Origin of the sequence: Mucilaginibacter flavus (assembly GCF_030409315.1) — a bacterium.
Lineage (GTDB): Bacteria > Bacteroidota > Bacteroidia > Sphingobacteriales > Sphingobacteriaceae > Mucilaginibacter > Mucilaginibacter flavus.
Map to the genome: position 1 here is coordinate 1 of NZ_JAUFPS010000005.1, position 25,836 is coordinate 25,836.

Annotated in this window: 24 protein-coding genes; 7 read left to right on the top strand and 17 right to left on the bottom strand. The window is 42.0% G+C overall.

The genetic code is table 11. From position 1 onward, the window contains the following. Positions 1–151: 151 nt before the first annotated feature. Positions 152–1,696 carry a histidine--tRNA ligase gene (gene hisS / locus QWZ17_RS00890; RefSeq protein ID WP_290302942.1) on the bottom strand — a complete coding sequence of 515 codons (1,545 nt, stop codon included), beginning with the start codon at positions 1,694–1,696 and terminating at the stop codon, positions 152–154. 107 nt (positions 1,697–1,803) lie between these two features. Between hisS and QWZ17_RS00895 the strand changes: the two genes are divergently transcribed. Then, positions 1,804–2,313: a GNAT family N-acetyltransferase gene (locus QWZ17_RS00895; protein ID WP_290302943.1), complete on the top strand. Its 510-nt coding sequence runs from the start codon at positions 1,804–1,806 to the stop codon at positions 2,311–2,313. A 493-nt stretch (positions 2,314–2,806) separates the two neighbouring features. On the opposite strand, the gene QWZ17_RS00900 is transcribed toward QWZ17_RS00895, so the two are convergent. The 6 genes from QWZ17_RS00900 to QWZ17_RS00925 all read right to left on the bottom strand — a co-directional run bounded on the left by QWZ17_RS00900 (position 2,807) and on the right by QWZ17_RS00925 (position 8,520). Then, the gene (locus tag QWZ17_RS00900; RefSeq protein ID WP_290302944.1) at positions 2,807–3,244 is read right to left on the bottom strand and encodes a low molecular weight protein-tyrosine-phosphatase; all 438 of its coding nucleotides are present in this window, start codon (positions 3,242–3,244) and stop codon (positions 2,807–2,809) included. A gap of 146 nt (positions 3,245–3,390) precedes the next feature. Further along, entirely contained in the window at positions 3,391–4,185 is a 795-nt protein-coding gene (locus QWZ17_RS00905) for a S1/P1 nuclease (protein ID WP_290302945.1), read from the bottom strand. Between the two features lie 4 nt (positions 4,186–4,189). Further along, positions 4,190–4,768 (bottom strand): hypothetical protein, encoded by a 579-nt coding sequence (locus QWZ17_RS00910; protein WP_290302946.1) that lies wholly within the window; start codon positions 4,766–4,768, stop codon positions 4,190–4,192. A gap of 71 nt (positions 4,769–4,839) precedes the next feature. After that, positions 4,840–6,237, bottom strand: a complete 1,398-nt coding sequence (fumC, locus tag QWZ17_RS00915; RefSeq protein ID WP_290302947.1) for a class II fumarate hydratase — start codon at positions 6,235–6,237, stop codon at positions 4,840–4,842. Between the two features lie 118 nt (positions 6,238–6,355). Further along, on the bottom strand, positions 6,356–7,477 hold the full coding sequence (locus QWZ17_RS00920; RefSeq protein WP_290302948.1) for a hypothetical protein: 1,122 nt from the start codon (positions 7,475–7,477) through the stop codon (positions 6,356–6,358). 20 nt (positions 7,478–7,497) lie between these two features. After that, positions 7,498–8,520: a tetratricopeptide repeat protein gene (locus QWZ17_RS00925; RefSeq protein ID WP_290302949.1), complete on the bottom strand. Its 1,023-nt coding sequence runs from the start codon at positions 8,518–8,520 to the stop codon at positions 7,498–7,500. 165 nt (positions 8,521–8,685) lie between these two features. On the opposite strand from QWZ17_RS00925, the gene QWZ17_RS00930 reads away from it, so the two are divergent. Next, positions 8,686–8,877 (top strand): hypothetical protein, encoded by a 192-nt coding sequence (locus QWZ17_RS00930; protein WP_290302950.1) that lies wholly within the window; start codon positions 8,686–8,688, stop codon positions 8,875–8,877. After that, positions 8,864–9,256 carry a type II toxin-antitoxin system VapC family toxin gene (locus QWZ17_RS00935; RefSeq protein WP_290302951.1) on the top strand — a complete coding sequence of 131 codons (393 nt, stop codon included), beginning with the start codon at positions 8,864–8,866 and terminating at the stop codon, positions 9,254–9,256. The genes QWZ17_RS00930 and QWZ17_RS00935 overlap by 14 nt, the downstream gene beginning before the upstream one ends. A 27-nt stretch (positions 9,257–9,283) precedes the next feature. Here QWZ17_RS00935 and QWZ17_RS00940 read toward each other — a convergent pair whose 3' ends face one another. After that, the gene (locus tag QWZ17_RS00940; protein WP_290302952.1) at positions 9,284–10,285 is read right to left on the bottom strand and encodes a tetratricopeptide repeat protein; all 1,002 of its coding nucleotides are present in this window, start codon (positions 10,283–10,285) and stop codon (positions 9,284–9,286) included. Between the two features lie 110 nt (positions 10,286–10,395). Between QWZ17_RS00940 and QWZ17_RS00945 the strand changes: the two genes are divergently transcribed. From QWZ17_RS00945 to QWZ17_RS00955, 3 genes are all read left to right on the top strand, one after another. Next, positions 10,396–11,610, top strand: a complete 1,215-nt coding sequence (locus QWZ17_RS00945; protein ID WP_290302953.1) for a serine hydrolase domain-containing protein — start codon at positions 10,396–10,398, stop codon at positions 11,608–11,610. A gap of 146 nt (positions 11,611–11,756) precedes the next feature. Further along, positions 11,757–12,071 (top strand): YbaB/EbfC family nucleoid-associated protein, encoded by a 315-nt coding sequence (locus QWZ17_RS00950; RefSeq protein ID WP_290302954.1) that lies wholly within the window; start codon positions 11,757–11,759, stop codon positions 12,069–12,071. A 69-nt stretch (positions 12,072–12,140) separates the two neighbouring features. Then, on the top strand, positions 12,141–12,818 hold the full coding sequence (locus tag QWZ17_RS00955) for a metal-dependent hydrolase (RefSeq protein WP_290302955.1): 678 nt from the start codon (positions 12,141–12,143) through the stop codon (positions 12,816–12,818). A gap of 169 nt (positions 12,819–12,987) precedes the next feature. Here QWZ17_RS00955 and QWZ17_RS00960 read toward each other — a convergent pair whose 3' ends face one another. The 6 genes from QWZ17_RS00960 to QWZ17_RS00985 form a co-directional block, all read right to left on the bottom strand. Next, on the bottom strand, positions 12,988–13,173 hold the full coding sequence (locus tag QWZ17_RS00960) for a hypothetical protein (protein WP_290302956.1): 186 nt from the start codon (positions 13,171–13,173) through the stop codon (positions 12,988–12,990). A 64-nt stretch (positions 13,174–13,237) separates the two neighbouring features. Continuing rightward, entirely contained in the window at positions 13,238–14,500 is a 1,263-nt protein-coding gene (locus tag QWZ17_RS00965; RefSeq protein ID WP_290302957.1) for a glucose-1-phosphate adenylyltransferase, read from the bottom strand. Continuing rightward, positions 14,497–15,921, bottom strand: a complete 1,425-nt coding sequence (locus tag QWZ17_RS00970; RefSeq protein WP_290302958.1) for a glycogen synthase — start codon at positions 15,919–15,921, stop codon at positions 14,497–14,499. Before QWZ17_RS00970 ends, QWZ17_RS00965 begins: the two co-directional genes overlap by 4 nt. Before the next feature lie 256 nt (positions 15,922–16,177). Further along, positions 16,178–16,726 (bottom strand): Uma2 family endonuclease, encoded by a 549-nt coding sequence (locus QWZ17_RS00975; RefSeq protein WP_290302959.1) that lies wholly within the window; start codon positions 16,724–16,726, stop codon positions 16,178–16,180. A 158-nt stretch (positions 16,727–16,884) separates the two neighbouring features. Then, on the bottom strand, positions 16,885–19,692 hold the full coding sequence (gene polA, locus QWZ17_RS00980) for a DNA polymerase I (protein WP_290302960.1): 2,808 nt from the start codon (positions 19,690–19,692) through the stop codon (positions 16,885–16,887). Between the two features lie 194 nt (positions 19,693–19,886). Beyond that, the gene (locus QWZ17_RS00985) at positions 19,887–20,444 is read right to left on the bottom strand and encodes a DNA-3-methyladenine glycosylase I (protein WP_290302961.1); all 558 of its coding nucleotides are present in this window, start codon (positions 20,442–20,444) and stop codon (positions 19,887–19,889) included. 201 nt (positions 20,445–20,645) lie between these two features. Here QWZ17_RS00985 and QWZ17_RS00990 point away from each other — a divergent pair, with 201 nt between their 5' ends. Next, on the top strand, positions 20,646–22,730 hold the full coding sequence (locus QWZ17_RS00990) for a hypothetical protein (RefSeq protein WP_290302962.1): 2,085 nt from the start codon (positions 20,646–20,648) through the stop codon (positions 22,728–22,730). Between the two features lie 162 nt (positions 22,731–22,892). Here QWZ17_RS00990 and QWZ17_RS00995 read toward each other — a convergent pair whose 3' ends face one another. From QWZ17_RS00995 to lspA, 3 genes are all read right to left on the bottom strand, one after another. Continuing rightward, the gene (locus QWZ17_RS00995; protein WP_290302963.1) at positions 22,893–23,183 is read right to left on the bottom strand and encodes an FtsB family cell division protein; all 291 of its coding nucleotides are present in this window, start codon (positions 23,181–23,183) and stop codon (positions 22,893–22,895) included. Positions 23,184–23,357: 174 nt separating this feature from the next. Further along, a complete protein-coding gene (locus tag QWZ17_RS01000) occupies positions 23,358–24,719 on the bottom strand; it encodes a DEAD/DEAH box helicase (protein ID WP_290302964.1) in 1,362 nt (453 codons plus the stop codon). A 344-nt stretch (positions 24,720–25,063) separates the two neighbouring features. Next, positions 25,064–25,594: a signal peptidase II gene (gene lspA, locus QWZ17_RS01005; RefSeq protein ID WP_290302965.1), complete on the bottom strand. Its 531-nt coding sequence runs from the start codon at positions 25,592–25,594 to the stop codon at positions 25,064–25,066. Between the last annotated feature and the right edge of the window lie 242 nt (positions 25,595–25,836).

A 25,836-nucleotide genomic window follows, 5' to 3' on the forward strand; every position in this document is an offset into this window, starting at 1 on the left:
CTCAAAATCAGGGTTGGAATTAATTGGTTCGTTCATCAAACAAAAGTCCAACTTTTTCGCAACTTGTGTACACACAGTAGCCCGTTGGGAGGGAATAAAACACCTCTGATAATCAGAGTTTAAAACCCATCGCTATTTGGAAATGAGGCTTTTACCCCACCATCCTATCTACAATTTCAGCTACGGTCAGTTTCTCCTGCACACCGCTGCTCATATCTTTAAAAGTAAGCAGTCCGGTTGCAATTTCATCGCCACCGATTACTACCGTGTAGGGGATATTTTTATTATTGGCGTAATCCAACTGTTTTTTGATTTTGGCACCTGCGGGATAAAGTTCGGCGTTTACGTTTTGCCTGCGAAGCTGTTGTAATAATGGCAAGCCATAAGTTTCGCCCTCTTTATCGAAATTACAGATCAATACTCTGGTGGTTTGGTTGGCGGTGGTTGGGAAAAGGTTCAATTCTTCCAGCACATCGTAAATTCTATCGGCACCAAAGGAAATACCCACACCTGTTAAGCCTTTTAAGCCAAACATACCGGTTAAGTCATCATATCTGCCACCGCCGCCAATGCTGCCCATAGTAGCTTCGTTGGTTTTTACTTCAAATATGGCACCGGTGTAATAGTTTAGTCCGCGGGCAAGGGTTATATCCAGTTCGAGCGTAGCGGTTTGCAGCGGGCAGCTTTGCAGGTATGTAAAAACGGTTTCTATTTCGTCGCAACCTTTTAACCCGGTAGTCGATTCGGCCAGGGCTTCGCGCAGACTTTGTAGTTTTTCGGCATTGGTACCTTGCAACAAGATCACCGGTTTTATTTTTTCAATATCAGTTTCGGTAAACCCGCGATCAAGCAATTCTTTGGTTACACCATCCAGACCTATTTTATCCAGCTTATCAATAGCTACGGTAAGGTCGATAATGTTATCTGCTTTATTGATCAGCTCGGCAATGCCGGAAAGTATTTTGCGGTTATTGATTTTGATGGTAAAATCTTTCAGCCCTAATTTGCCTAAAGCTTCGTCATAGATCAATACAAATTCAGCTTCATTTAATAATGAATCGGAACCTACCACATCGGCATCACATTGGTAAAACTCGCGATAACGGCCACGTTGCGGCCTATCGGCACGCCAAACCGGCTGCACCTGAAAACGCTTAAACGGGAATGTGATTTCATTTTGATGTTGAACTACGTAACGGGCAAAGGGAACGGTTAGATCGTAGCGGAGGGCTTTTTCGGAGATATTGTTAGTTAGTTTATTAAACGCAACAAGTCGATTTTTCGGAGCTATCAACTTATAGTTTTTTTCATAGTCATCGTGAAAAGCTATTTTCTCGGCATCTGTTTCTGCTGAGTTATATTTACTAATCAGATTATACATTGAATCAAGCACCTCAAAATTGGTATTATCCTGTAATTCCAACAAGCCCTTATCCAATTCATTAAAAAAAGACTCTAAAGACTTTGAATTAAAATACTCTCCTGAATCAAGGATTTTAAATATTAACTTATCGCCCTCTTCTCCATACTTTCCGGTTAACGTCGATAGATTTTCCATCGTAGGTGTTTCTATCTGCTGATAGCCGTATTTGCGGAAAACGCTTTTAATAGTATCAAAAATATAATTACGTTTCACCATTTCAACAGGTGAAAAATCGCGGGTGCCTTTAGGTACGGATGGTTTGATGGATGCCATGCGGCAAATGTACAAAAAAGCTTAAGCCCTCCCAACCTCATTAGCGCGACGGATAAATGACACAGTTTTTACTATAGTTTTCGCCTATTCGTATATTTTTGAAAACCATGAACATTATCGCCCAAACACCCCGCTTACTGATCCGTGAATTTACTGCTAATGATGAAGCGCTTTCTTTACTCATGGATGAGGATGAGCGGCTTACCCAATATGTAAAAAAACGTACCCCGGCCGAGGCTAAACAGGTTTTTAAGGATACCCTTAAAGATTACAAAAACAAAACAGGGCTTGGACGCTGGGGGATTTTCGACATTGCTAATAATGATTTCATTGGCGTTTGCATGCTGAAACCAAGTGAATCTGACCCTAATAGTATTGAACTGGGCTACCGCCTGCATTTAAAATACTGGGGCAAAGGTATCGCCACCGAACTTTCGCAGGCGCTTGTTGATTACGGTTTTAATCAATTGGGACTGATAGAAATTTGCGCCGTTACACACCCGCAAAACGCCGCATCGCAAAAGGTACTGCTAAAGGCCGGACTTAAACGAAGCGGGGAGGCTTTTTGGTACGGTGAGGATTTGCCTTTGTTTAAAGTGCGAAAAGCTGTGATTTGATTTGCTTTATTGCTTTTGGGTTACTAACTATTAGATTTATTTGTAACTGACAAACATCGGCCCGCTCAATTGCCGCGGGAGGGCTGTTACTTTTTCTTGATAAAAAGTAACCAAGACCGAGCATAGCGAGATAATGAGCACCAATAAAATAAATAACAGCGAATAATTCAAGTCAGCAGAAATGCTTCTTTGCGCTCAAGTCCTCTGCCCTGCAAAACGGGCAAAACCTGGGCTGGGATTATTTTGCCCTCGCCCGCTTTTGCCCCAACCGCAAAAACTCCCTATGCCCTGCCGCCGTACAAGCCCCGCATTGTTTTGTCCGTTTTCGCCCGAAGCTGTTCTGCTGACACTTTCGGAATAACGAGAGCATTTTGGGCAATTGTAACAAAAATCCTGTAATCCCTTAATCCTAAAAATCCCGGTTCAGACAAAAATTCTACTAATTCTCAAATCCTGAAAATTCTGATTCAGACAAAAAAATACTCAACCAAATCTACTCAACCAACCTCTTGATAATCGCTTTACACCCGTCTTCAATCAGCGTGAAAACCGGCTCAAACTGGTTGTCATCATAATAAGGATCGGGGACTATTTTATCACCAAGCAGCATACTTACTTTTTGGGCGTCTGTATCGTTACGAGCCATGTTGAGTACATTGCTCAGGTTGCTTTTATCCATCACAAAAATGTGGTCGAACTCGTCGAAATCGCTTCGCCTGAACACACGACAAACCTGTTTGCTGATATCAACACCATGATTACGCGCCGCGCGGATGGAACGCCTGTCTGGTGCTTCGCCAACGTGCCAATTGCCCGTACCGGCCGAGTCAACTTCCCAACCAAGGCCCTGCTCATCGCTCAGGTGCTGCATAATCCCCTCCGCCAGCGGCGAACGACAAATGTTGCCGAGGCATACCATTAAGATTTTCATTTCTTTTTGAGGTAAAAGGTGAAAGGATAAAGGCGAAAGGTAAAATACAAAAGGTTAAAAGAGGCAGCCGACCGAAAAAATTATATTTCCAGCACCTGTAGCTGCAGCTCCTTTAACCTTTCGCCTTTAACCTTTTACCTAAAAAATTACCCAAATATCTGATTCAATACCCCGGCTAAACGCACACCAGCTTTCAGCAGTTGCTGGTTAAGCAGGCCTATGTATTTGAAGTTGTATTTGTAGGTTAAGTTTTCGTTAGGTTTTACGTCGGTATATAATTTTTCGGCAATCTGGTTGCTCTCATACCACCACTCGCTGATTGGGGCTTTTTGTAAAGCGGCACGTTCGGCGGCTGTGGTATGATTAACCATGGCGGCGTATTCGGTATAGCTTAATTGCTGGTTATCTATCAGCTGGCTATCCCAAACCGAATGCAGGTTACTATCCTTACCAAACCATTGTACTTTAACGTCATTACCACCTTTGTCGCTGGTGTGGCCGGTATGCAGGGGCTGATGTACGTCTTCTACAATGTGGATCAACATGCGCAGATAAAGCAATTTATTAGCTTTATTGGTCGCCGGCTTTTTTAATTCAGCAATTAAAAAATTCATTTTGGTGTAGGCATCTACAGCCGTATCGGCTTTCAGATAAGTTTGCAGTTCGGGATAAGTGTATGCTTTATCCAGATCGATAAAATGCCAGTTATACAGGTAGCTATACGCGGGGTCTGATTTTATAAAATCGGCCCAGTTACTGGTAATGGCAATGGACTCATTACCCAATATAGCCTGTATGGCTTTGCGGGCTTTGGGTGTTAAATAGCTATCGGCTATCTGGCCGCAAATGCGGTGTCCGTTGGTACCCCAGGCCATGCTTTGCACCGGTAAGTAGCATACCGCTACAAACAGGGTGATTTTTTTTAAGATAGATAGTTTCATGTTTTTACAATGGTTTTGGTACGCAGCCTGTTCTTTTAACCAGTCGCGCGTTTATAGGTATTACGTTTGATGTACTATTAAATTGAATAAGCGAATCTGTAGTTTGTTTTATTTTGAAAAACTCTTCATAATCGCCATAGCGGAAGCAGCTTTTCTCATCTTTGTAGCCACCGTCGGCAGTGCAAAACTCCCCTTTAAGATGTAGGGTATCTTGTTTTTGGGTATAGGTGCCTTTAATATATTCGGCCCAGTGACCGCTGCTCATGCAGGTATCGGCACCGTAATTAACTTTACTTACGGTGTTGATGCGTACAAAAAACGAGTCGCAGCTAAATTTCAGATCATATAACGAATAGGTAACCAAACGCTTTTGCGCTGGCACCGAATCCTGCTTCCACTCGCCCTGTAACATTTTGATGCCCGGCTTTTGATAGTTGGCATTCATGGTACAGGAAGAAAGGTACGTAGAGAGGTAAAAGGCGAAAGGTAAAAGGTAAAAGGCTTTTGAGCGTAAAGCTGAAGGCTTAAAGCTAAAAGCGGGAAGGTGAAAGCTGAAAGGCCAAAGGCCAAAGGTCTTCTGCATATTTCGGATGCTGTTCAAAGCAGTAAATAAAAAGCCCCTCTCCTTTAGGAGAGGGGTTGGGGTGAGGCTTCTTATTTTAAGCTTCCTATCATATTTTCGGGGCGTACCCACTCGTCAAACTGTTCGTTGGTTAATAAACCAAGTCCGATTGCTGCTTCACGTAATGAGCTGCCTTCTTTTAGTGCTGTTTTGGCAATTTTGGCGGCGTTTTCGTAACCGATGTGTGGGTTAAGCGCCGTAACCAGCATCAATGAGTTTTCCAGGTGTTTTTTTATACCGGCGTAGTTTGGTTCGATACCAACGGCGCAATGATCATTAAAGGATACACAGGCATCACCAATTAAACGGGCCGACTGCAGGAAGTTAGCTGCCATAACCGGTTTAAACACGTTTAACTCGTAATGACCATTTGAACCACCGATAGAAATAGTTACATCGTTACCCATTACCTGCGCGGCCACCATGGTAACAGCTTCGTTTTGGGTTGGATTAACCTTGCCCGGCATAATTGATGAACCCGGCTCGTTATCTGGGATATGGATTTCGCCAATACCCGAACGCGGACCAGAAGCCAGCATCCTGATATCGTTTGCTATTTTCATTAAAGAAACCGCTATTTGTTTTAAAGCGCCATGACTTTCAACAATGGCATCATGAGCGGCTAATGCTTCAAATTTATTTTCGGCAGTAATGAACGGCAATCCGGTAAATTCGGCTATATATTCTGCAACTTTTACGTCATAACCTTGTGGAGTATTGATGCCGGTACCTACAGCTGTACCACCAAGGGCCAGCTCAGAAAGGTGATCTAAAGTGTTACGCAGCGCTTTTAAACCGTGGTTTAATTGTGATACATAACCAGAAAACTCCTGCCCCAAAGTAAGCGGCGTAGCGTCCATCAAGTGGGTACGACCAATCTTTACCACATTTTTAAACGCCTCAACTTTAGCCTGTAAAGTATCGCGTAGTTTTTCAATACCAGGAATGGTTACATCAATCAGGATTTTGTAGGCCGCGATGTGCATTGCCGTTGGGTAAGTATCGTTTGATGATTGTGATTTATTTACATCATCATTGGGGTGGATGAAAGTTTTGCCTTCGCCCAGTTTGTTACCTTGTAATACGTGCGCTCGGTTAGCAACAACCTCGTTCACGTTCATGTTTGATTGCGTGCCCGAGCCTGTTTGCCAGATCACCAGTGGAAATTCTGATGCCAGCGCGCCGGTCAATATCTCATCACAAACCTGTGCTATCAAGTCACGTTTTTCGGCAGATAGTACGCCAAGATCGGTATTGGTATACGCGGCGGCTTTTTTAAGATAAGCAAACGCGTCGATAATTTCCTTTGGCATTGAAGCCTCCGGACCAATTTTAAAGTTATTGCGTGAACGCTCTGTTTGTGCTCCCCAGTATTTATCGGCAGGTACCTGTACCTCGCCCATGGTATCGTGTTCGGTTCTGAAACTCATGGTTGTATTAAAATTTTGCAGGGGCAAAGTTATGCTTTTATCTGATGCGGGGGAAAGGCAAATGGTAATCTTTTTGTGATGGAAAGAAGGAATATTTTTCTTACAACCAATCTGACAATTAAAGCAAGTTTTTTGATGTCAACAGCTTTTGCAGATATTCGTAAGAGCAATAATACTCAATGTCGTTACTATAATTTATCTCCATATTTTGGAGTTCTTCTATTATTTCAATATCTCGAAATTCACTTTTAAAATATTCTATATCATAAATAGGATGCCTGTCAAACAGCTTAGAAAACTCATAATTTAGAAGAGCTTTAAAGTCATGAACCACATCAGCTTGATCTCCATCGACTATATCAACCGTGAAAGTAATGAGTTCATCATTACCTACCAGTCTTTGAGGGGATTTATCATTTTCTACTTTTGTAAATTTCTCTATTGTATCTATGGTTTCACACAAAGATTCTTTTAAAGACTCAATGAACAAATCAATGGAATGAGAATAGCGAGGATGGGTACTTGAATTTTCAAAATAATAAAGCAATGCATCCTTTTTGAAATTTTTTTCGGATTTAAAAATTGCTTCAAAACGATGCTCCACGAGGTCCAAAATATTTTTAAATGGAATCATTGAGTGGACAAGCTTTTTAAGTTCATCCAAAGTTTTCTTGAATCCAACGAGAATTACCTTAATTTTCTCCCAGAGTATATTTAAATACTTATTTAAAAAATCTTTATGTCTTTCTATAATTTCACTCAAACTGTGGTATGTGTCTTTTCCCTTAAAGTCATTATCCACTGAATAAAGAATATAATTTATAGTGCCATTTGAGAAGAATTGGCCTAAGAATATAGACGATATTAATTCGCGTCCAACTGGCTTTCTCCTTATTGGGTGTCCTATTAATTCGTTTCGGATTGTCCTATTAGGGTTTTTATCTTCTTGGCTCGACGGTTGTTCTTTAAATATGTAAAGTATTTCGTCGATCAGGTCTTGTTGCGCATAAATAGTCTGCATCACGCCTGTTGCTTGAAATACACTATAATTGAAATCTTTAAAATATTCAATGTTCTGAACGAACGGCAATGTATCCCTTAAATAATTAAAAATATCCGCATAATAATTGATTTTGCTTTGCGTCTCAAAATTTATCTTGGATTTACAAAATCGATAATTACAGAAATAAATTTCCCACGCTTCGTTGATTGTTTTTAGCTTTTCTTCAATTCGTATCATAAACAGAAAGACATTTCGCCTCAAAACTCCCTTTTGGCAGCCGTTACCCAAGCATCAAGCGCCGATAGTTTAGCGTTGTTATCTTTAAACCATTGCAGGTTTTCATCTTTATAAGCACTTAAGCTAATTAGCCTGGCAAGTGTCTGCATGTTATCTGTTTCGGCCAGTTTCGCAAAATAGTCGGCGTAAAAATGAGTGTAAAAATCATCTTTTTTATCCATGCTAAAAGTATGCGATACTTTATAAACCGATTGCAGTTGCAGTGTTAACGAGTCAATTGCTGTTAGACCTTTTTTATCGGTAGTTGCAGATAAAATGGCTAATGGTAAAGATAAATTTCCGGGGTTAAGGTCGGTTGCAGATATGTTTACGTTTACCGCTTTCTCGCTCTTTTTAGAAATGCCATAGTTAAGGATATATTTCACATAATTAAAAGCCTCTGCAGATCGCTTGGTTTGCGGCTCAAGCAATAAAAAACTACTCCAGGCTAAAAGTGATACTCCGCGTTTATTTTCATAAAAAGTAGCCATTGCATAAGCCCTGTGACTACTGGCGTGTTTAGGATCTAACTTAATGGCTTCAATGGCATAAGCTTCTGCTTCGGGATATTTTTTTTGACGCAGGCTCGATATCGCCAGGTTAAAGTGCAGGCGCTGGTAATCGGGTGCTACTTCAACGCCCTTTTTATAATATTCTATCGCTTTATCGGCTTGCTTATCGTCATCATAAATACTCCCCAGCATGTCATAAGCCGCGCCGGATTTGGGATCTAACTTAAGTAGCTTCTCTAAGTAAGGGATCGCCTCTGTGCCTTTACCACTTGAAAACAGCGTAAAGCTAATTTCATGATAGGCACTTGAGTAATTCGGATCAATTTTCATTGCCTCCTTGTATTTGGCAATGGCTTCATCGTATTTGCCGGCATCGTGCAGGGCAACGCCTTCGGTAACTAACTTTTTGGCATCCTCGTTTGCTTGCCCAAAGGCAAACGACGAAAAAACAGACAATAAAATAAGCAACAGGAATTTGTGATAGGTTTTCATGCTTAAATGTAAGTAGTTGATTTATTAAAAAGAAATATCATTAAAAAAGATTAACACCGGTCTGTAGCACTTCGTATTACGGTACTTTTTTTGTTAATTTTGTAATATCATCAACATTACCCAAAAGTGTATTCAGAAGCAAGGAAACTATATCTAATTGAAGCAATGCTCAAAGTTAAAAGTGAGGATGTTTTAATTGCGTTAGAGAATGTACTAAAAAAGAGCGAAGTAAAAGCATCGCCAGCTAAACCGAGCATTTATGATTTTGTGGGAATACTTTCTGACAAAGAGACTGCTAACATAAAAAATGCTATTGCAGAGGCCTGTGAAATTATAGACGAAAATGACTGGAAATAGTTATTTTTTAGATACCAATATCGTCATCGAGGTTTTCTCAGGGAACAAAGTTATTGCCGATAAAATAAATGAAATTGCTCAATTTTCAATTTCCTCTATTGTTTTAGGAGAGTTGTATATAGGAATAAATAGGGTTGCTAATAAAGCAAAACATTTAAAGAAACTCGAAGCTTTCCTTAACTTGTGTACTGTAGTCGACGTTGATACAATAACAGCTCAGTTTTACGGCGAAATCACTGCCGCGCTCTTTAAAAAAGGGAAACCGATTCCTTCAAACGATATATGGATTGCTGCCACTGCCAAACAACATAATTTGATTTTGGTTACAAGGGATAATCACTTTCAAGAAGTGGATAACATTTTTATAGAAAACTGGTAATTTCAGTTACAGTAAACAAAATTATCATCAAAACTTTCGCTCAGTCCCTGCTATCCAGGCTCCTAAAGCTTTGCGTTTATCCTCGTTTAACTGCAACCATTGTTTACCAGCCTCTTTATTCGCACTTAAGCCCATCAAATGCGCAAAGGCCGGCATATGATCAGTTTTGCTTAACCTATAAAAGAAATCGGCATAATAATGCCTGAAAAAATCATTCCCTGTTTGCTTTTCGGCTAACGTGCCCACTGCCTCAAATATGGCTTGCAACTGATTTTGTAAAACCTCGGTAGATGTCGAACCTGGTTTTGCTTTAGCAATTGCCGCATTAAGAACTCTGTTCAATGCAATGGTTGATGGCTCGGCTTTAGTATCCTCTGCTCTTAACGTTCCGCCTTTTAAAATGCTTTGCATGTTGGTATAGGCTTCATCGCTCCGCGGGCCTTCGGGCTCAAGCAACAGGTAACTGCAAAAGCCCATCAAAGCCGCCGCCCTTTTATTTTGATGAAAGGTAACCAAACCATATAGACGCTGACTATTGGCATGCTTTGGATCGAGCTTAATGGCTTCAATAGCGGCCTGCTCGGCTTCGGCAAATTGTTTGGCCCTAAAGTAAGCTATGCCAAGGTTAAAGTACAGAGGCTGATAGTCGGGTTTTATTTTTAGTCCCTCCTTATAAGCATCAATAGCCTGTTGTGGTTGTTTGTTGGCATCATAAATACCACCAAGCAATTCAAAAGCAGGCCCGGTAAAACTGTTGCTGGTTTTGGTGATCTTGCTCAAATACGGAACAGCCTCCACCCCTTTGTCCGAAGCGTTTAAACTGTAGGCCAGCTGATAGTTGGCCTGGGTGTTTTCAGGATCGGCAGCAAGCACCTGTTTGTACTTTTCAATTGCCCCTGCATAATCATGTGCGTTATTAAGCTGGATGCCTTGCTTAATAAGCGCGCTTACATCGATATCCTGGGCGTATATGGTAGCCGAAAATAATAAAGCGGGTATAATAAGGGAGATATTTTTAAACAATTTCATGTTTTAAACATACAAAGAGTATTAACTAAAAGAAAAAAATAAAAACTTTAATGGATACCTGCGGTATAATTTTTAATTTTCGCATTCGTTTAAGTTGAGAGTTTTTTCCTATGAAGTTATTGTACAAGAGTGTCCTTTCGTTTACTGCCTCGCTATTAGTTCTTACGGCATGTTCGTCAAAAAATAAAGATAAATCACAAGCCGCCACACCCGCTACCAGTAAGCCATTAGATACTGTTGCCCTGCTGGCTTATAACCCCAAAAACGCCGATAAAAAGATAGACGAGGTAATGCAGGAACTGCACCGTACCCGCGCTTTTAACGGCAATGTGCTGGTTGCAAAAAAAGGAAAAATTGTTTACGAAAATGCTATTGGCTGGGCCGATTACCTGCACCGCGACAGCCTGCGTATAGGATCGCAATTTGAACTGGCGTCGGTTACCAAAACCATGACGTCAACAGGCATTTTGATGCTGATGGAACGCGGTAAGCTGAAGTTAGATGATGATGTGAAGAAGTTTTTTCCCGATTTTCCGTACGATGGCGTTACCATTCGCTTGTTGCTTACGCACCGGTCGGGCATGATGAACTATGTATATTTTATTGATGATATATACCGCAGTCAGCATTTAAATCAGAAAAAAGGGTTGACCAATATGGAGGCCATGAAAATGATTGCCGATAATAAGCCTCGCCCGTTTAATGTGCCAAACAAGCGCTTTTTATATAACAACTCCAATTTTATGGTGTTGGGTTCTATCATTGAAAAAGTGAGTGGACAATCGTACGCGCAATTCATGAAAGAGAATGTGTTTATCCCGGCCAGCATGCTGCATACTGCGGTTTACTCCAAAGCGGTTTATGATAAAATACCGGTTCATGTGGTAGGGCACGACCGCGGCCAGTGGAAATACTCGGTGGCGCAAAACTTTTTAGATGGCCCGGTTGGCGACAAGGGCATTTACAGCACCGTAAAAGACTTATTTTTATTTGACAGGGCCTTGCGTGCCGGCATCCTGTTAAAACAAGCCACGCTCGATTCGGCCTATGTACCACGTAACCCCATGTTGCATGGTCACTTTAGCTACGGTTACGGCTGGAGAACTTTTACAGCCCCAGGCGAGCAGGTTATTTACCACACCGGCTGGTGGCATGGTTTCAGGCATATTTACCTGCGCGATATGAAACACGATATCACCATTGTGCTATTGTCAAACCTGGCCAACGGCAGCTTACTAAAACTTGATGACCTGTTTAAAGCCGCTGGTATGCCTATAGTACGCAAAAGCGCTTACAATGGAAATGGAGATACGAGTGATGATTAGGTGCGTGGTGAGTAAAGAAACTTCATCTCAAACTTTTTGGTTTTGAATTTGTAAAATTTAAGTATCAATCACATTAAATAATTATCCATCTGCATATTTGCACATCTGAAATCTGCACATTTGCATATCTGCACATCTAAAAAATTATGTTTGATAAAATAATGGAAGCCCAGCAAAAGGCTGGCGAATCAAAAAAACGTTTGGATGCAATAACAGTATCTGGCGCTGCCGAAGGTGGCAAAATTACGGTAACGGCTAATGCCAATAAGGTGGTCAAATCAATCAACATCAATCCCGATTTTTTGGCCGATGCCGATAAAGAGGAATTAGAAGAGTTATTGGTTGTTGCCATAAACAAAGCAATGGAACAAGCCGATAATGTAAGCCAGGCCGAGATGGCCGCCATGACTAAAGATATGCTTGGTGGCATGGGTGGACTGGGTGCCTTGTTTGGGAAATAATGCCCTCTACTCCCTAAAGGGGAACACCGCTTGGTTTAACTTAACGTAAAAACATATAACTACTACACTATGAAAACTACATATTACGGCCAATCTACCGTTGCGATAGAAACCGGCGATTTTAAACTGCTTTTCGATCCGTTTATAACTTATAATCCCCTGGCAAAGGATATTGATGTAAAAAGCTTCAAACCCGATTATATCCTGGTATCACATGGCCATGGCGATCACGTTGCCGATTTGATAGAGGTTCAAAAAAACAGCGGTGCTAAAGTGATCTGCATTGCCGAAATTGCCAACTGGCTTAATGGCAAAGGCGTTGAAAATGTACACGGTATGAACATTGGCGGCGCTTTCAATTTTGAATTTGGCCGCGTTAAAATGGTAAACGCTGTACACTCCAGCACCATGCCCGATGGTGCGCCAGGTGGTAACCCGGCTGGTTTTGTGCTTTACCTGCCCGGCAAAACACTATACTTTGCCGGCGACACCGCGCTTACCTATGATATGAAACTGTTAGAAGATGAAAACATCGACTGGGCATACCTACCTATCGGCGATAACTATACTATGGGTGCCGATGATGCCATCAAAGCAGCCGCTTTCATCAACTGTAAAAACATCATTGGTGTTCATTACGATTCTTTTGAAGTAATTAAAATTGATAAAGACGAAGTAAGAGAGAAATTCATCAAAGCAGGCCTGAATTTGAAGTTACCTGCAATTGGCGAAACGATAGATTTGTAAAAAGCAATAAAAATAAAGGAGTCATGCTGAACTCGTTTCAGCACCCCACTTGCAAAGTATGCATTAGCACGGTTACCTGTCCTATGGGTTCCTGAAACAAGGATGACATGGCCCTCAACAAAAAAGCCTCCCGAGAAACTCAGGAGGCTTTTCATTTTAAAGATAGCCACTACATTTTCATGGTAGTGTCTTTCATTTTTTTCTTCATCTTCATTTTACCTTTTTTCACCTTTTTCTTCATTTTCATGGTATCCGTTTGCATAATACCATGGGATGATTTAGCAGGTGCTACTTCTGCAAAAACGCTTCCGAAAGAGATTGCCGCTAAGGCGATCATACAAAGTGCCTTTTTCATATTTTTCGTTTTATAGTTTTTATATTAATAGAACAAAGAAATTATGAAATGTTTTAACTTTTAATTAAATAACAGTTCCATTAGGAATGATCGCACGTTTTTTCACTACAACTATGCCATCCTGTACAGTGTGTGTACCATAATCGCCATCGGGTAAAAGTTCGCCGCAATTGATGGTTACATCATCGCCTATAAAGGTATTTTTATCGATGATAGCGTTTTTGATTTTGCAACGGTTACCTATACCCATAATTGGCGAATCGCTTAGCTTTAACTCGGCAATTTGCTCCAGGGTTTGGTAGTTATCGCTGCCCATTACGTAGCAATTTTCTATTTCGGTATCAACACCAATGCGGGTACGGATACCAATGATAGAGCGTGTAATTTCCTTAGCGCTGATAATACATCCATCGGCAATGATAGATTTGTTTAGCGTAGTACCCGATACTTTTGAAGGCGGCAACATGCGTGCACGGGTGTAAATATGATTTTCGCCAAAAAGGTTAAACTTTGGGATTTCATCTGTTAGGCCCAGGTTGGCATCAAAAAACGATGGGATGGTACCAATATCTGTCCAATAGCCCTCATATTGGTAGCTTAGTACCCTATGGTCAACTATAGATTGCGGGATGATTTCTTTACCAAAATCGGTACGGTCATTACCTTCCAGCAATTCATATAACAGTTTGCGGTTAAAAATGTAGATACCCATTGATGCCAGGTAAACCCTGCCTTCGGCTTTCATTTCGTCGCTTACTTCAGATGCCCAGCTTTCAAAGTTCGATTTTGGTTTTTCGATGAATGCCGATACCATGCTATTTTCATCAGTTTTTAAAATTCCGAAACCCGGTACATCAGCCGCGTCAACAGGGATGGTAGCGATAGAAATCTCGGCCTCGGCTTCGATGTGTTTGGTGATCATGTCATCAAAATCCATCTGGTAAAGCTGATCGCCGGATAGGATCAGTACATACTCAAACTCGTGAACCGCCAGGTGGTGTAAGCTTTGTCTTACCGCATCGGCCGTACCCTGAAACCAGGAGCCACTGGTAGGCGTTTGCTCTGCCGCCAAAATATCAACAAAGGCATCGCTAAAGCTGCTAAAGTGATAGGTGTTTTTGATGTGCTTATTTAACGAGGCCGAGTTAAACTGTGTTAACACATAGATACGCGTAATACCCGAGTGCAGGCAATTAGAGATTGGAATATCAACCAAACGGTACTTGCCCGCAATAGGTACTGCCGGTTTTGAACGTGTTGCAGTAAGTGGTGATAAACGACTGCCCTGGCCACCGCCAAGCACAATTGAAATTACTTTAGATGTCATATCTGAGGGTTTAAACTTTCATAAAGGTTTATATATTCTTTGGCCGATCTGTCCCACGAAAAATCGAGGGCCATCATTCGCTTGCGTAATATTTGTAATTGGGGCTGGTTTTGATAAAGCGCAATGGCCCGGTTTATAGAATGGCAAATATCATCAACAGTAACCTGGTTAAAACGGATGCCGTAACCGCCCTCATCGCCAAAGTCGATTACCGAATCTATTAATCCACCGGTGCTGCGCACAATTGGCATGGTGCCATAGCGTAAAGAGTAAAGCTGGTTTAACCCGCATGGTTCAACGCGTGATGGCATCAGCAGGAAATCGCCTCCGGCATAAACCAAATGAGCCAGGGACTCATCGTAACCAATAAATACATTGCAACGGACGGGGTATTTATCTTTTAGCTCAAGCAAGGCCGTCTCCATATCTTTATCTCCCGAACCAAGGATAAAGAAATTTACGTCATCCCCATATTGGGCCAGCGTGCGATCTATAGCTTCAGGCAATAAATCGGCTCCTTTTTCAATTACCAGCCTGCCGATAAATACAAAAAGCGGTTTATCGGGATTGAGGCCAAACCGGGTACAAATCTCCTCCTTATTGGCCTGTTTGCCTTTTGCCAGCGTTTTGGTATTAAAATGGTTGGGCACCATAGGGTCTGTTTTAGGGTCCCAAACTTCGGTGTCAATTCCGTTGATAATGCCGTGGCCTTTTGCACGTTCAATATAAAACAGGTATTCTAAGCCGTTTGAATTGATAGTAAGCTCATTTAAATAAGTTGGCGATACCGTGGTATACAACCAACTGCATTTAACAGCGGCAGCCAGGGGATTTATACCTCCCGCCCAATCCAGCAAACCGGTTTTGCTCATATCAACCTCTGGCAAAAAGTGCAGATGCTCCCAGCCAAAGGCACCGTGATACTGCCCGTTGTGAATAGTAAATATGGTGGGTACATTGGCCAGCCTGCGGTATAATTTTGAATGATAAAGCAGGAAAGGCACCAGGCCCGAATGGTGGTCATGACAATGGATAATATCCGGCGTTTGCTGCGAATAGCTAATCCAATCTAAAAAAGCCAGCTGAAAGGCCAAAAACTGTTCGCGCTCATCGGGATAGCTGTATACGTTTTCACGATCAAGCAGCCCGGGAATGCGTACCAAAAACAACTCAAAGCCAAGCTTATCGGTTTTCTCCTTCAAAATTTCGAAATAAAGGCGACGGGTATCTAACAGGGTAACGGCGCTAAAAACAACATCAAATTCGTTTTCGCGGGTAAACTTCCTATCGTAATAAGGCATTACAACTGCCGCGTGCAAACCTGCCAGGTTTTGGTATTTTGGCAGTGCGCCAACAACATCTGCAAGGCCGCCAACTTTGGCAACAGGGTAACATTCAGCACTCAGGTGAAATATTTTCATTCAGGTTTTATTGGCTCAATTTAAGGAAAGATTACTAAAAGAGAAACCTATAATAATTAATATAGTTTTTTAAATTTAGAATGAAAATTGTAAAAATGTTATTAAAGATTAGCAGCTATAGTTGTAAAAATGGCAGTAAAAGGGAGGGATGAGCTATAGCGTAAATTGTACTTTGGATACACTAAGGGGGTATTATGGATTAAAAAAGGCCACAATCGCACGTTAAACCGAATAAAACTAAACAGAGGCGAAATAATCAGAAAGATAAATGGCAACCCAGTATGGCCGATTTTAAAATACCTGCTTCGTCATATGTTTGCTCATACATACCGGAGTTCATGCTAAGCAAAATCACCTTTTTATTTTCGGGGTCGATAATGAAGTATTCTTTCACTCCTGCCGACTCATACAGAGCCCGTTTTTTCTGAGTGTCGTAAGCACGGTTTGTTGAAACTATTTCGATGATGAGCTCTGGCACACCATGAACGCCATTCTTTTTGATGATATCGCATTGCTCATTTAAAACCACAAACAAATCTGGCTGAACTACCGATTGTTGCTTTTCAAAATAAACATCAAAAGGGGCGCTAAATAATTCACCTATAGGATTGACTGTTAAATAGTCAAACAATAGCGCGGTAAGCTTTATTAAAACCTTTTGATGTTCCCGGGATGGCGATGGCGACATGCTTAATTCGTTGAATATAACTTCGCATCGGGTACCTTCGGGCAGCATACGGTAAATATCAACAGCGGTAGATGGTATCTCCGTTATAAAGTTTTGATATTTATGTTTGTTATCCATCGCCTTAACGCTTAGCTGTGAAACAAATATAATTAATTGGGTTGAGAAAATGTTACTCCGTACAAGTTGCAGATACCAGACTTACGAAGTTTTTGAAACTTCGTAAGTCTTTCATCGTTCTCAATCCAACTTAATCAACTTAATCCAACTCAACCAACTCAATGCGCCTCCAACCAGTTTACGCCAGTGCCAATCTCCACCATAATAGGAACCGTGGTTTTAATGGCATTTTGCATGTTGTGTATAATAAGTGGTTTGATAAGCTCCACTTCATGATGTGGTACATCAAACACCAACTCGTCATGTACCTGCATGGTCATGCGGGCATCTAATTTCTGGGCCTTCATTTCGCGGTGGATATTAATCATGGCTATCTTGATCATATCTGCCGCCGAACCCTGGATGGGCGCGTTAATGGCATTTCGCTCGGCAAAACCGCGTACGGTGGCATTGGCCGAATTGATATCCCTTAAATACCTGCGCCTGCCCATCAGCGTGGTTACATAACCGTTTTCGCGGGCAAAGTTCATGGTATCAGTCATGTATTGTTTTATACCGGGAAACTGCGCAAAATATTGTTCAATAATATCGGCCGCCTCTTTACGTGGGATGCCTAAGTTTTGCGATAAGCCAAATGCCGATTGGCCGTAAATGATACCGAAGTTAACCGCCTTGGCATTACGGCGTTGTTCGCTGGTTACTTCATCAAGCCCGATGCCGTACACGTTAGCTGCTGTAGCGGTGTGAATATCCAGCTTATCAACAAAGGCCTGCATCATGTTTGGGTCTTTGCTGATCTCGGCAATAATGCGCAATTCTATCTGCGAATAATCGGCCGATACTATGGTATGGCCCGCGTCCCTCGGGATAAAAGCCTTCCTTACTTCCCTGCCCCGCTCGGTACGGATTGGAATGTTTTGCAAATTGGGGTTAACGCTGCTCAGCCTGCCGGTTGCGGCTACCGCCTGGTTGTAAGAGGTGTGGATTCTGCCGGTTTTAGGGTTCACCATTGTAGGCAAGGCATCAACATATGTAGATTTCAGTTTTTGCATTTGCCTGAAATCCAATATATCGCGCACAATGTCACTTTTGGCGGCAAGGGCAAGCAACACATCTTCGCCGGTTTGGTACTGGCCTGTTTTGGTTTTTTTAGCTTTAGGATCAAGCATCAGTTTTTCAAACAACACCTCGCCCAATTGTTTTGGCGATGCGATATTGAATTTTACGCCGGCTTTTTCATAAACCGTTTTTTCTAATTTGGCTATATCTGTTTCCAATTCCTTGCTAAAATCACCTAAGGTAGCATGATCTATTTTTACCCCTTCAAACTCCATATCGGCCAATACATAAATCAGCGGATTTTCAATTTCGTTGATCAGCTTTTCGCTTTCAACCTCTTTAAGTTTGGGTTCAAAAACGGTTTTTAGTTGCAGGGTAATGTCGGCATCCTCGGCCGCGTATTCCTTTATTTTTTCTATCTCCACATCGCGCATATTACCCTGGTTTTTACCTTTGGGGCCAATAAGCGAAGTAATAGAAACCGGTTTGTAACCTAAGTAATTTTCAGACAGGATATCCATACCGTGGCGGGTATCCGGGTCAATCACGTAATGCGCTATCATTGTATCAAACAGGCTGCCTTTAACCTGCACCTGATACCACTTCAATACAAGTACATCAAACTTAATATTTTGTCCTATTTTGCCGATACTTTCATTTTCCAGCACAGGTTTAAATTCGGCAACTATGCTTTTCGTAGTTTCCGGGTCAACCGGTACAGGTACATACCAGGCCTCACCTGCTTTTATTGAAAAAGATAATCCTACCAATTCGCAATTGTTAGCATCGGTACCGGTAGTTTCGGTGTCAAAACAAAAAGATTGCTGTTTTTCTAATATGGCTATCAGTTCGGCACGCTTTTCTGCAGTGTCTGCTAAATGATATTCGTGGGGTACGTTATCTATGTTTTTAGAGGCGATAATCAGGTCTTCGCGGATATCTTCCACGTCAACGGTCATCGTTGTACGGCGTTCTTCAACCGGAGTACCAAACAGGTCGGTTTGTGTACCTGCCGATTTAAACTCGGTAATGGTAAAGTCGTCACCAAAAACGCGCCTGCCCAGGGTGCGGAACTCCAGTTCGGCAAATAACGGCTCTAACAGTTCCTTACTTGGCGCACAAACTTCCAGGCCTTCTTCATCCAATTCTACCGGCACGTTTAATAATATGGTAGCCAATTTTTTTGAAAGCAAACCCTGCTCGGCAAAGGTTTCCACATTTTCGCGCTGCTTGCCTTTCAACTCATGGCTATGGGCAATGATGTTTTCCATGGAGCCATATTGCTTAATGAGCGATTTGGCTGTTTTTTCGCCAATGCCAGGGATGCCGGGAATATTATCAACAGCATCACCCCATAAACCTAAAATATCTATAACCTGCTCAACATTTTCTATCTCCCATTTTTCCAGCACTTCCTTAACACCCAGTATCTCCATCTCGTTACCCATGCGGGCAGGCTTGTAAATGCGGATGTTTTCAGATACCAGTTGGGCAAAATCCTTATCAGGCGTCATACAGTAAACCTGGTAACCCTTTTGCTCGGCCTTTTTGGCCAGGGTGCCTATAATATCATCGGCTTCGTAACCGTCCGACGTAATCACCGGGATATTGAAACCCAATATCAATTTAACCACATACGGCAACGCTTTGGACAAATCCTCGGGCATGGCTTCGCGGTGGGCTTTGTAGGCCTCGTAATCAGTATGTCGTTCAGTAGGAGCATCAGTATCAAAAACAACAGCCATGTGGGTTGGCTTTTCTTTTTTCAAAACATCAAGCAAAGTATTGGTAAACCCCATTACCGCCGATGTATTCATCCCGCCTGATGTAAACCGCGGACTTTTACTCAAAGCAAAATGCGCCCGGTAAATAAGGGCCATGCCATCCAAAAGAAATAGTTTTTTCATTGTTTATGATTAGACTGATTTATTTTGATTTCACCGATTAAAGTGATTTCACTGATAGTCAGCAGCTATATATTGATTGTTAAAATTGATTTGTCGCTTTTCAAAAATACAATTTAAGTTGATCTATAAGTACCCGATTTCTTTAATTCAAAAAAATCACATCAATGAAATCACTTTAATCGGTGAAATCAAAACTACTTAAAATTACACTCCGGGATATGATCATTAACCATGCCCGTGGCCTGCATATAAGCGTAGCAAATGGTGGTGCCAAAGAATTTGAAGCCCCGCTTTTTCATGTCTTTACTAATAGCGTCAGATTCGGGCGTACTTACGGGTGCTCCGTGGCGGTGATTGATAATCGCCTTGCCTCCGGGCATAAAGTTGTACAGGTATTTATCAAATGAGCCAAACTCCTGTTGTATGCCGATGAATAGTTTGGCATTATTGATGGTGGCCAATACTTTAAGTCGGTTACGGATAATACCGGGGTCTTGCATCAGGCGCTCTACATCGTCATCAGTAAAGGCAGCTACCTTATGTACATCAAAATTGGCGAACGCCTTTTTGTAGCCTTCACGCCTTTTTAAAATAGTTATCCAGCTTAAACCCGCCTGCGCCGATTCGAGGACCAGGAACTCAAACAGAATTTTATCGTCATGTACCTCCCTGCCCCACTCTTCATCGTGGTATTGCATATAAAGCGGATCGGTACCGCACCAGGAGCAGCGGGTTAATTGAGTGGTGGTCATTTTTGTGTAGATATAAATCCGAAATTACTGAATATAATATAGTTTTCACGCTAAGATCCCCAAGCCGCAAAGCAAAAAAATAATTCTTAGCGGCTTTGCGCCTTTGCGTGAAAGTTATACCAGTTTATGCACCTAACATTTCACAATAATTTCGCATTTTGCAGGTGAGCGCAAAACGGGTAACGGCTCGCGTAATTTGATATGCATTTTTCACTAACATGGGGTTCGGTTTCGGGATGGTGGGTACCTGCCTGTTTGTTACTTGGGCTATTATACGCCTGGCTGCTATACCGGCAACCGGTTAACCTGGCTAAATATTACAGGATAGGGCTTTCGGTAGCCAGGGCTGTCGTGGTATTCCTAATTGCCATGCTGCTGGTATCGCCATTGGTAAAATCTATCAGGTACGATGCACAAAAACCCCTGGTGCTTATTGCCCAGGATAATTCGTCGTCAATTAACACATTTAAAACTCCGGGTTTCAATGTAGATGACTTTGTTGCGCAGTTAGCTAAGCTCAAAGAAACCCTTGGTGACAAGTATGATGTTCAGGAATTTAATTTCGATAAGGATTTAGCCAATGGCTTATCCACCAAATTCAATGGCAAACAAACCGATATTGCCAATGCCCTTCACCAGTTAAACAACAAGTTTGTAAATCAGAATATCGGCGCATTGGTACTGGCTACAGATGGATTGTACAACCAGGGGAATGATCCGCAATACGAGGCGAAAAACATCAAAACCAGCATTTATACCGTTGCCCTTGGCGATACCGTTGCCAAACGCGATTTGCTGATTGGCAATGTAAACTACAACAAAACCGCCTTTTTGGGTAACGATTTTGAGATAGAGGTTTTGGCAGCCGCCTACCAAAGCAAAGGCGAAAACATTCGCCTAACCGTTACCGAAGATGGCAGGCAGGTGTACGCCCAAACTATCCCGGTAACCGGCAATGATTTTAAAAAACTCGTCCCGGTTAAATTAAATGCCGATAAAAAGGGCTTGCGCAAGTTCAGCATCAACATTGCGCCTGTTAAAAACGAACTGTCAACCCAAAACAATACCGAAATTATTTATGTGGATGTATTGGATGCACGCCAAAAAGTATTGGTGCTGTACCAAAGCGCGCATCCCGATATTACCGTTATTAAACAGGCTGTTGAAACCAATAAAAATTACGAGGTAAAAACTTCACTTCTTGCAGACATTGCCGATGTTAAACTACCCGATTACAGCTTGATTATCCTTTACCAGACTAACGCCGCTACTTCGCCCGCTGTAAAAAACTTCATCGCCAAAAGTAAAACAGCGGTGTGGTACATTTTAGGTTCGCAAAGCGATTTGCAGGGTTTTAATGCCGAACAGAATGTGGTGAAGATAAGCGCGGGCCGCAGTGAGACACAGGAAGTTTATGCTTTGCCGGAGGTCGGTTTCGCAGCCTTCACGCTATCAGATTCATCCCGAAAGAAGATCATCAACCTGCCGCCGTTATTAGCGCCATTTGGCAGCTATGGTACCGCGGCGGGCACTACCATTTTACTTAAACAAAAAATTGGCGCTATTGCTACCACCTACCCCCTTCTGGCCTTTGGCGATGAAGCAGGTCGTCGCACTGCTGTGTTAACCGGCGAAGGACTATGGCGCTGGCAATTATCAGAATATCAAAATTACGGCAACCGCAACGCTACCGATGAATTATTAAGCCAAACCGTACAATATTTAACGGCCAATGCCAACCGCCAGCGCTTTAGGGTTTATCCGGCCCGCACCATATTTGACGAAGGCGAAAATGTGATCATTAATGCCGAATTATACAATGATGCGCTGGAGCTGATCAATACACCCGATGTTAAAATAGAACTTAAAAACGCGGAAGATAAAAGTTACAGCTTTTTATTTAGCCGTACCGGACAAAGCTACCAGTTAGATGCAGGCGTACTACCTGCCGGCGAATACACCTACAGCGCATCAACCCAAAATGGTAAAAGCCAGTTTAAGTCATCAGGCCAGCTAACCGTAAAGGCCCTTAACCTGGAAACCCGCCAAAGCGCCGCTAATCATCAATTACTCAACACCATTGCCAAACAAAGCGGCGGCCAAATGCTGCTACCCAACCAAATCGGCCAGCTTGCAGATCTCATCCGAAAAAACGACAACATCAAAACCGTTGTATACGAGGATAAACACTACAGCGATATCATCGACGTAAAATGGCTGTTTGTACTGATCCTTTTATTACTAACCGGCGAGTGGTTTTTAAGAAAACGCGAAGGGGAAGTATAAGAGTCAAGAGGTTAGAGTCAAGAATCAAGAGAGTTGCAACTTACGCAATGAACTAGGCCGCCGCTTTTTTGCCGCAACATAGCAAGATTTAAACGCAAAAAAATAGCGATGAAAAAATTCATCGCTACAAATATCTTGATTCTTGACTCTAACTTCTTGATTCTATTTCTGAGGTACTATTAAAAAAACATCCTCATTGTCCTTTTTCATCAAGTATTTTTCGCGGGCGAATTTTTCTAATTGCTGGGGGTTGGAGTTGAGTTCTTTAAGTTCTTTGGTAACCTGGTCGGTTTGGGCTTTGTAAAAGTCGCGCTCCTTTTCAAGTTTGTGAACCTGGCTACGATACTCGTATTGTGAGAACAGGTCGTTACGATCAAAAAAAATCATCCACACAAAAAATGCTAACGTAACCAAAAAGAACTTGTTCTTAAAAAGGTCAATAAGCCGTTTCATTGATATGGGTTGTATTAATTTCATTTAAAGCTATTTATTTATTTTGAAGGATGCAAATTTTAGTGGTTCATTAGTTCACTGGTTTATTAGTTCATTGGTGAAAAGTTTTTGAAACCTGCCAACTTGCTAAGACCAATGAACCAGTGAACAAATGAACTAATGAACCAAGAAGAACTATCGCCTTCCAGCCGATCTACTGGCTCCGCTCATTCCGCTGCCACCGCCGGATGATTTATTACCGCCGCCAGATTTGTTGCCGCCAGAACGATTGCCACCACCTGAACGGCCTCCGCCGCCACCTGATGATTTACGACCACCGCCACGTCCGCTTTCGCGTTTAAAGCTGCCCGATCCTTTTTTGGATTGGCTGGCTACCAGGTTGGCAGCCATGGCTACTGGGCTCATTGGGTAAGGATGCCCTTCTTCAACCGGGATTTCCTTTCCAATTAGCTTATGAATATCCCTTAAAAACAAAATCTCTTCCGAATCACAGAACGACATCGCGATACCATCGGCACCGGCCCTACCTGTACGACCGATACGGTGTACATAAGTTTCGGGGATATTTGGCAACTCGTAGTTAACCACATGGGTAAGCTCATCAATATCAATACCACGGGCGGCAATATCGGTAGCTATCAACACGCGGGTGGTACGGTTTTTAAAGTTGGTTAACGCGCGCTGACGTGCGTTTTGTGATTTATTGCCGTGAATAGCCTCGGCAGTAATGCCAACCCGGTTCAAATCTTTCACCACTTTATCGGCACCGTGTTTGGTGCGGGTAAATACCAGCGCGGTTTTAATGTTTTTATCTTTCAGGATGTGGATCAGCAATGATTTTTTATCATTCTTCTCCACATAATATAAGGCCTGCTGTATAGTGTCGGCTGTTGACGATACCGGGGTTACCTCAATACGCTCGGGATTAGTCAAAATGGTATCGGCCAGTGATTGAATCTCTTTAGGCATGGTAGCCGAAAAGAACAACGTTTGCCTTTTGGCAGGTACTTTAGCGATAATCTTTTTAACATCGTTTACAAAGCCCATATCCAGCATACGGTCGGCTTCGTCCAATATCAGCATTTTAACGTGATCCAGGTGCACAAAACGCTGGTTCATTAAATCCAGCAAACGACCCGGGGTAGCTATCAAAATATCAACACCACGACGCAAGGCATCTACCTGCGGGTTTTGCGATACACCACCAAAAATCACCAGGTTTTTTAAACCTGTGTTTTTGCCATAAGCGGTAAAGCTTTCGGCAATTTGTATGGCCAGCTCGCGGGTTGGCGTAAGTACCAGGGCCTTAATAGATTTTTGTTCTTTATGCGCCATCCTATCTTGAAACAATAATTGCAAAGTAGGTAACGCGAAAGCGGCAGTTTTACCGGTACCGGTTTGGGCGCAGCCCAATAAGTCGCGGTGATTTAATACAATAGGAATAGCTTGTGCCTGGATAGGCGTTGGAGTGGTATATCCCTCAGTTTTTAAGGCCTTGAGGATGGGCTCAATTAATTTTAAATTTTCGAATGACATGATTCTTGTAAATGTGCAGATGTGCAAATTTAAGATGTGCAGATGTGCTTGTAATATTATAGACTATTTATGCCTATGTACTAAGCACGGCATAACTTTCTGCAAAGATACGGTTTTATAATCAGATGTGAGGATTGCAAATATTGTAGGAGGGGGAACAGGTTTGGTAGCGACAAATTAGTATCAACGCAGCTTCAGTTCAAAATTAAAACTTCTGTCATCATGGAACGCAGTGAAGGATCTATTCGACGCAATGCATATTAGCCCTGTAATGTTTGCGAATAGATGCTTCGTTCCTCAGCATGACAGGAAAGACCATTAAGATGTGATTACAAAAAGAAGCCTTACGCCGTAACCGGCTTTTCTTCAGCCACCATTTTTTTTTGCTCGCGTTCGCGGAAGTAAGCGTTTACAATAAGAATACCTACACCTGCCATGATAGACATATCGGCTACGTTAAATACGCCTGTTTGAAAAATCTGGAAATTAAGGTGCAAAAAATCGGTTACGCTGCCGTACATGATCCTGTCCCACAGGTTACCTGCACCGCCGGCAATAATTAATATGATACCTATTTGGTTAAGCCTGGTTAAGTTTTTTTTGAGTAATACATAAAGCAAACCCCAGGTAAGTGCTAAGCAAGGTAACAGGGCGAGCAGGATAAACCTCCAAGGGTTTTGCAATGAATCGCCGAGACTTAAAAACGCGCCGGTATTTTCGGCACGGGTAATAGTGAAAAAGTTTTTGATAACAAAAATGTTATCGGTTAAGTGCACATGCTGGCGAATGTAAATCTTTGATACCCTGTCAACAGCAATATTTAAAACTAAAATTAACACTAAGCCCAATCCGCTCAAAATCCTTTTCCTATCCATTAAACTTAACACTTGATATTGTTTATAACGTAACGAAGGTTACTTAAATTATTGGCCGAAGATAAACAGGCCCGCTTGAAATGCAAAATTACAAACCAATTAAATAATAGCTAAAAGCAAAATGCACAAAGCCTAAAGCTTAAATTCTGATTTCTAATACCCACCGGGGCATTTTGTATTAACCTATTTGATAGCCTTTATAAATAAAAAAGGCCACCTGTTTTTAAGCAGATGGCCCTTTA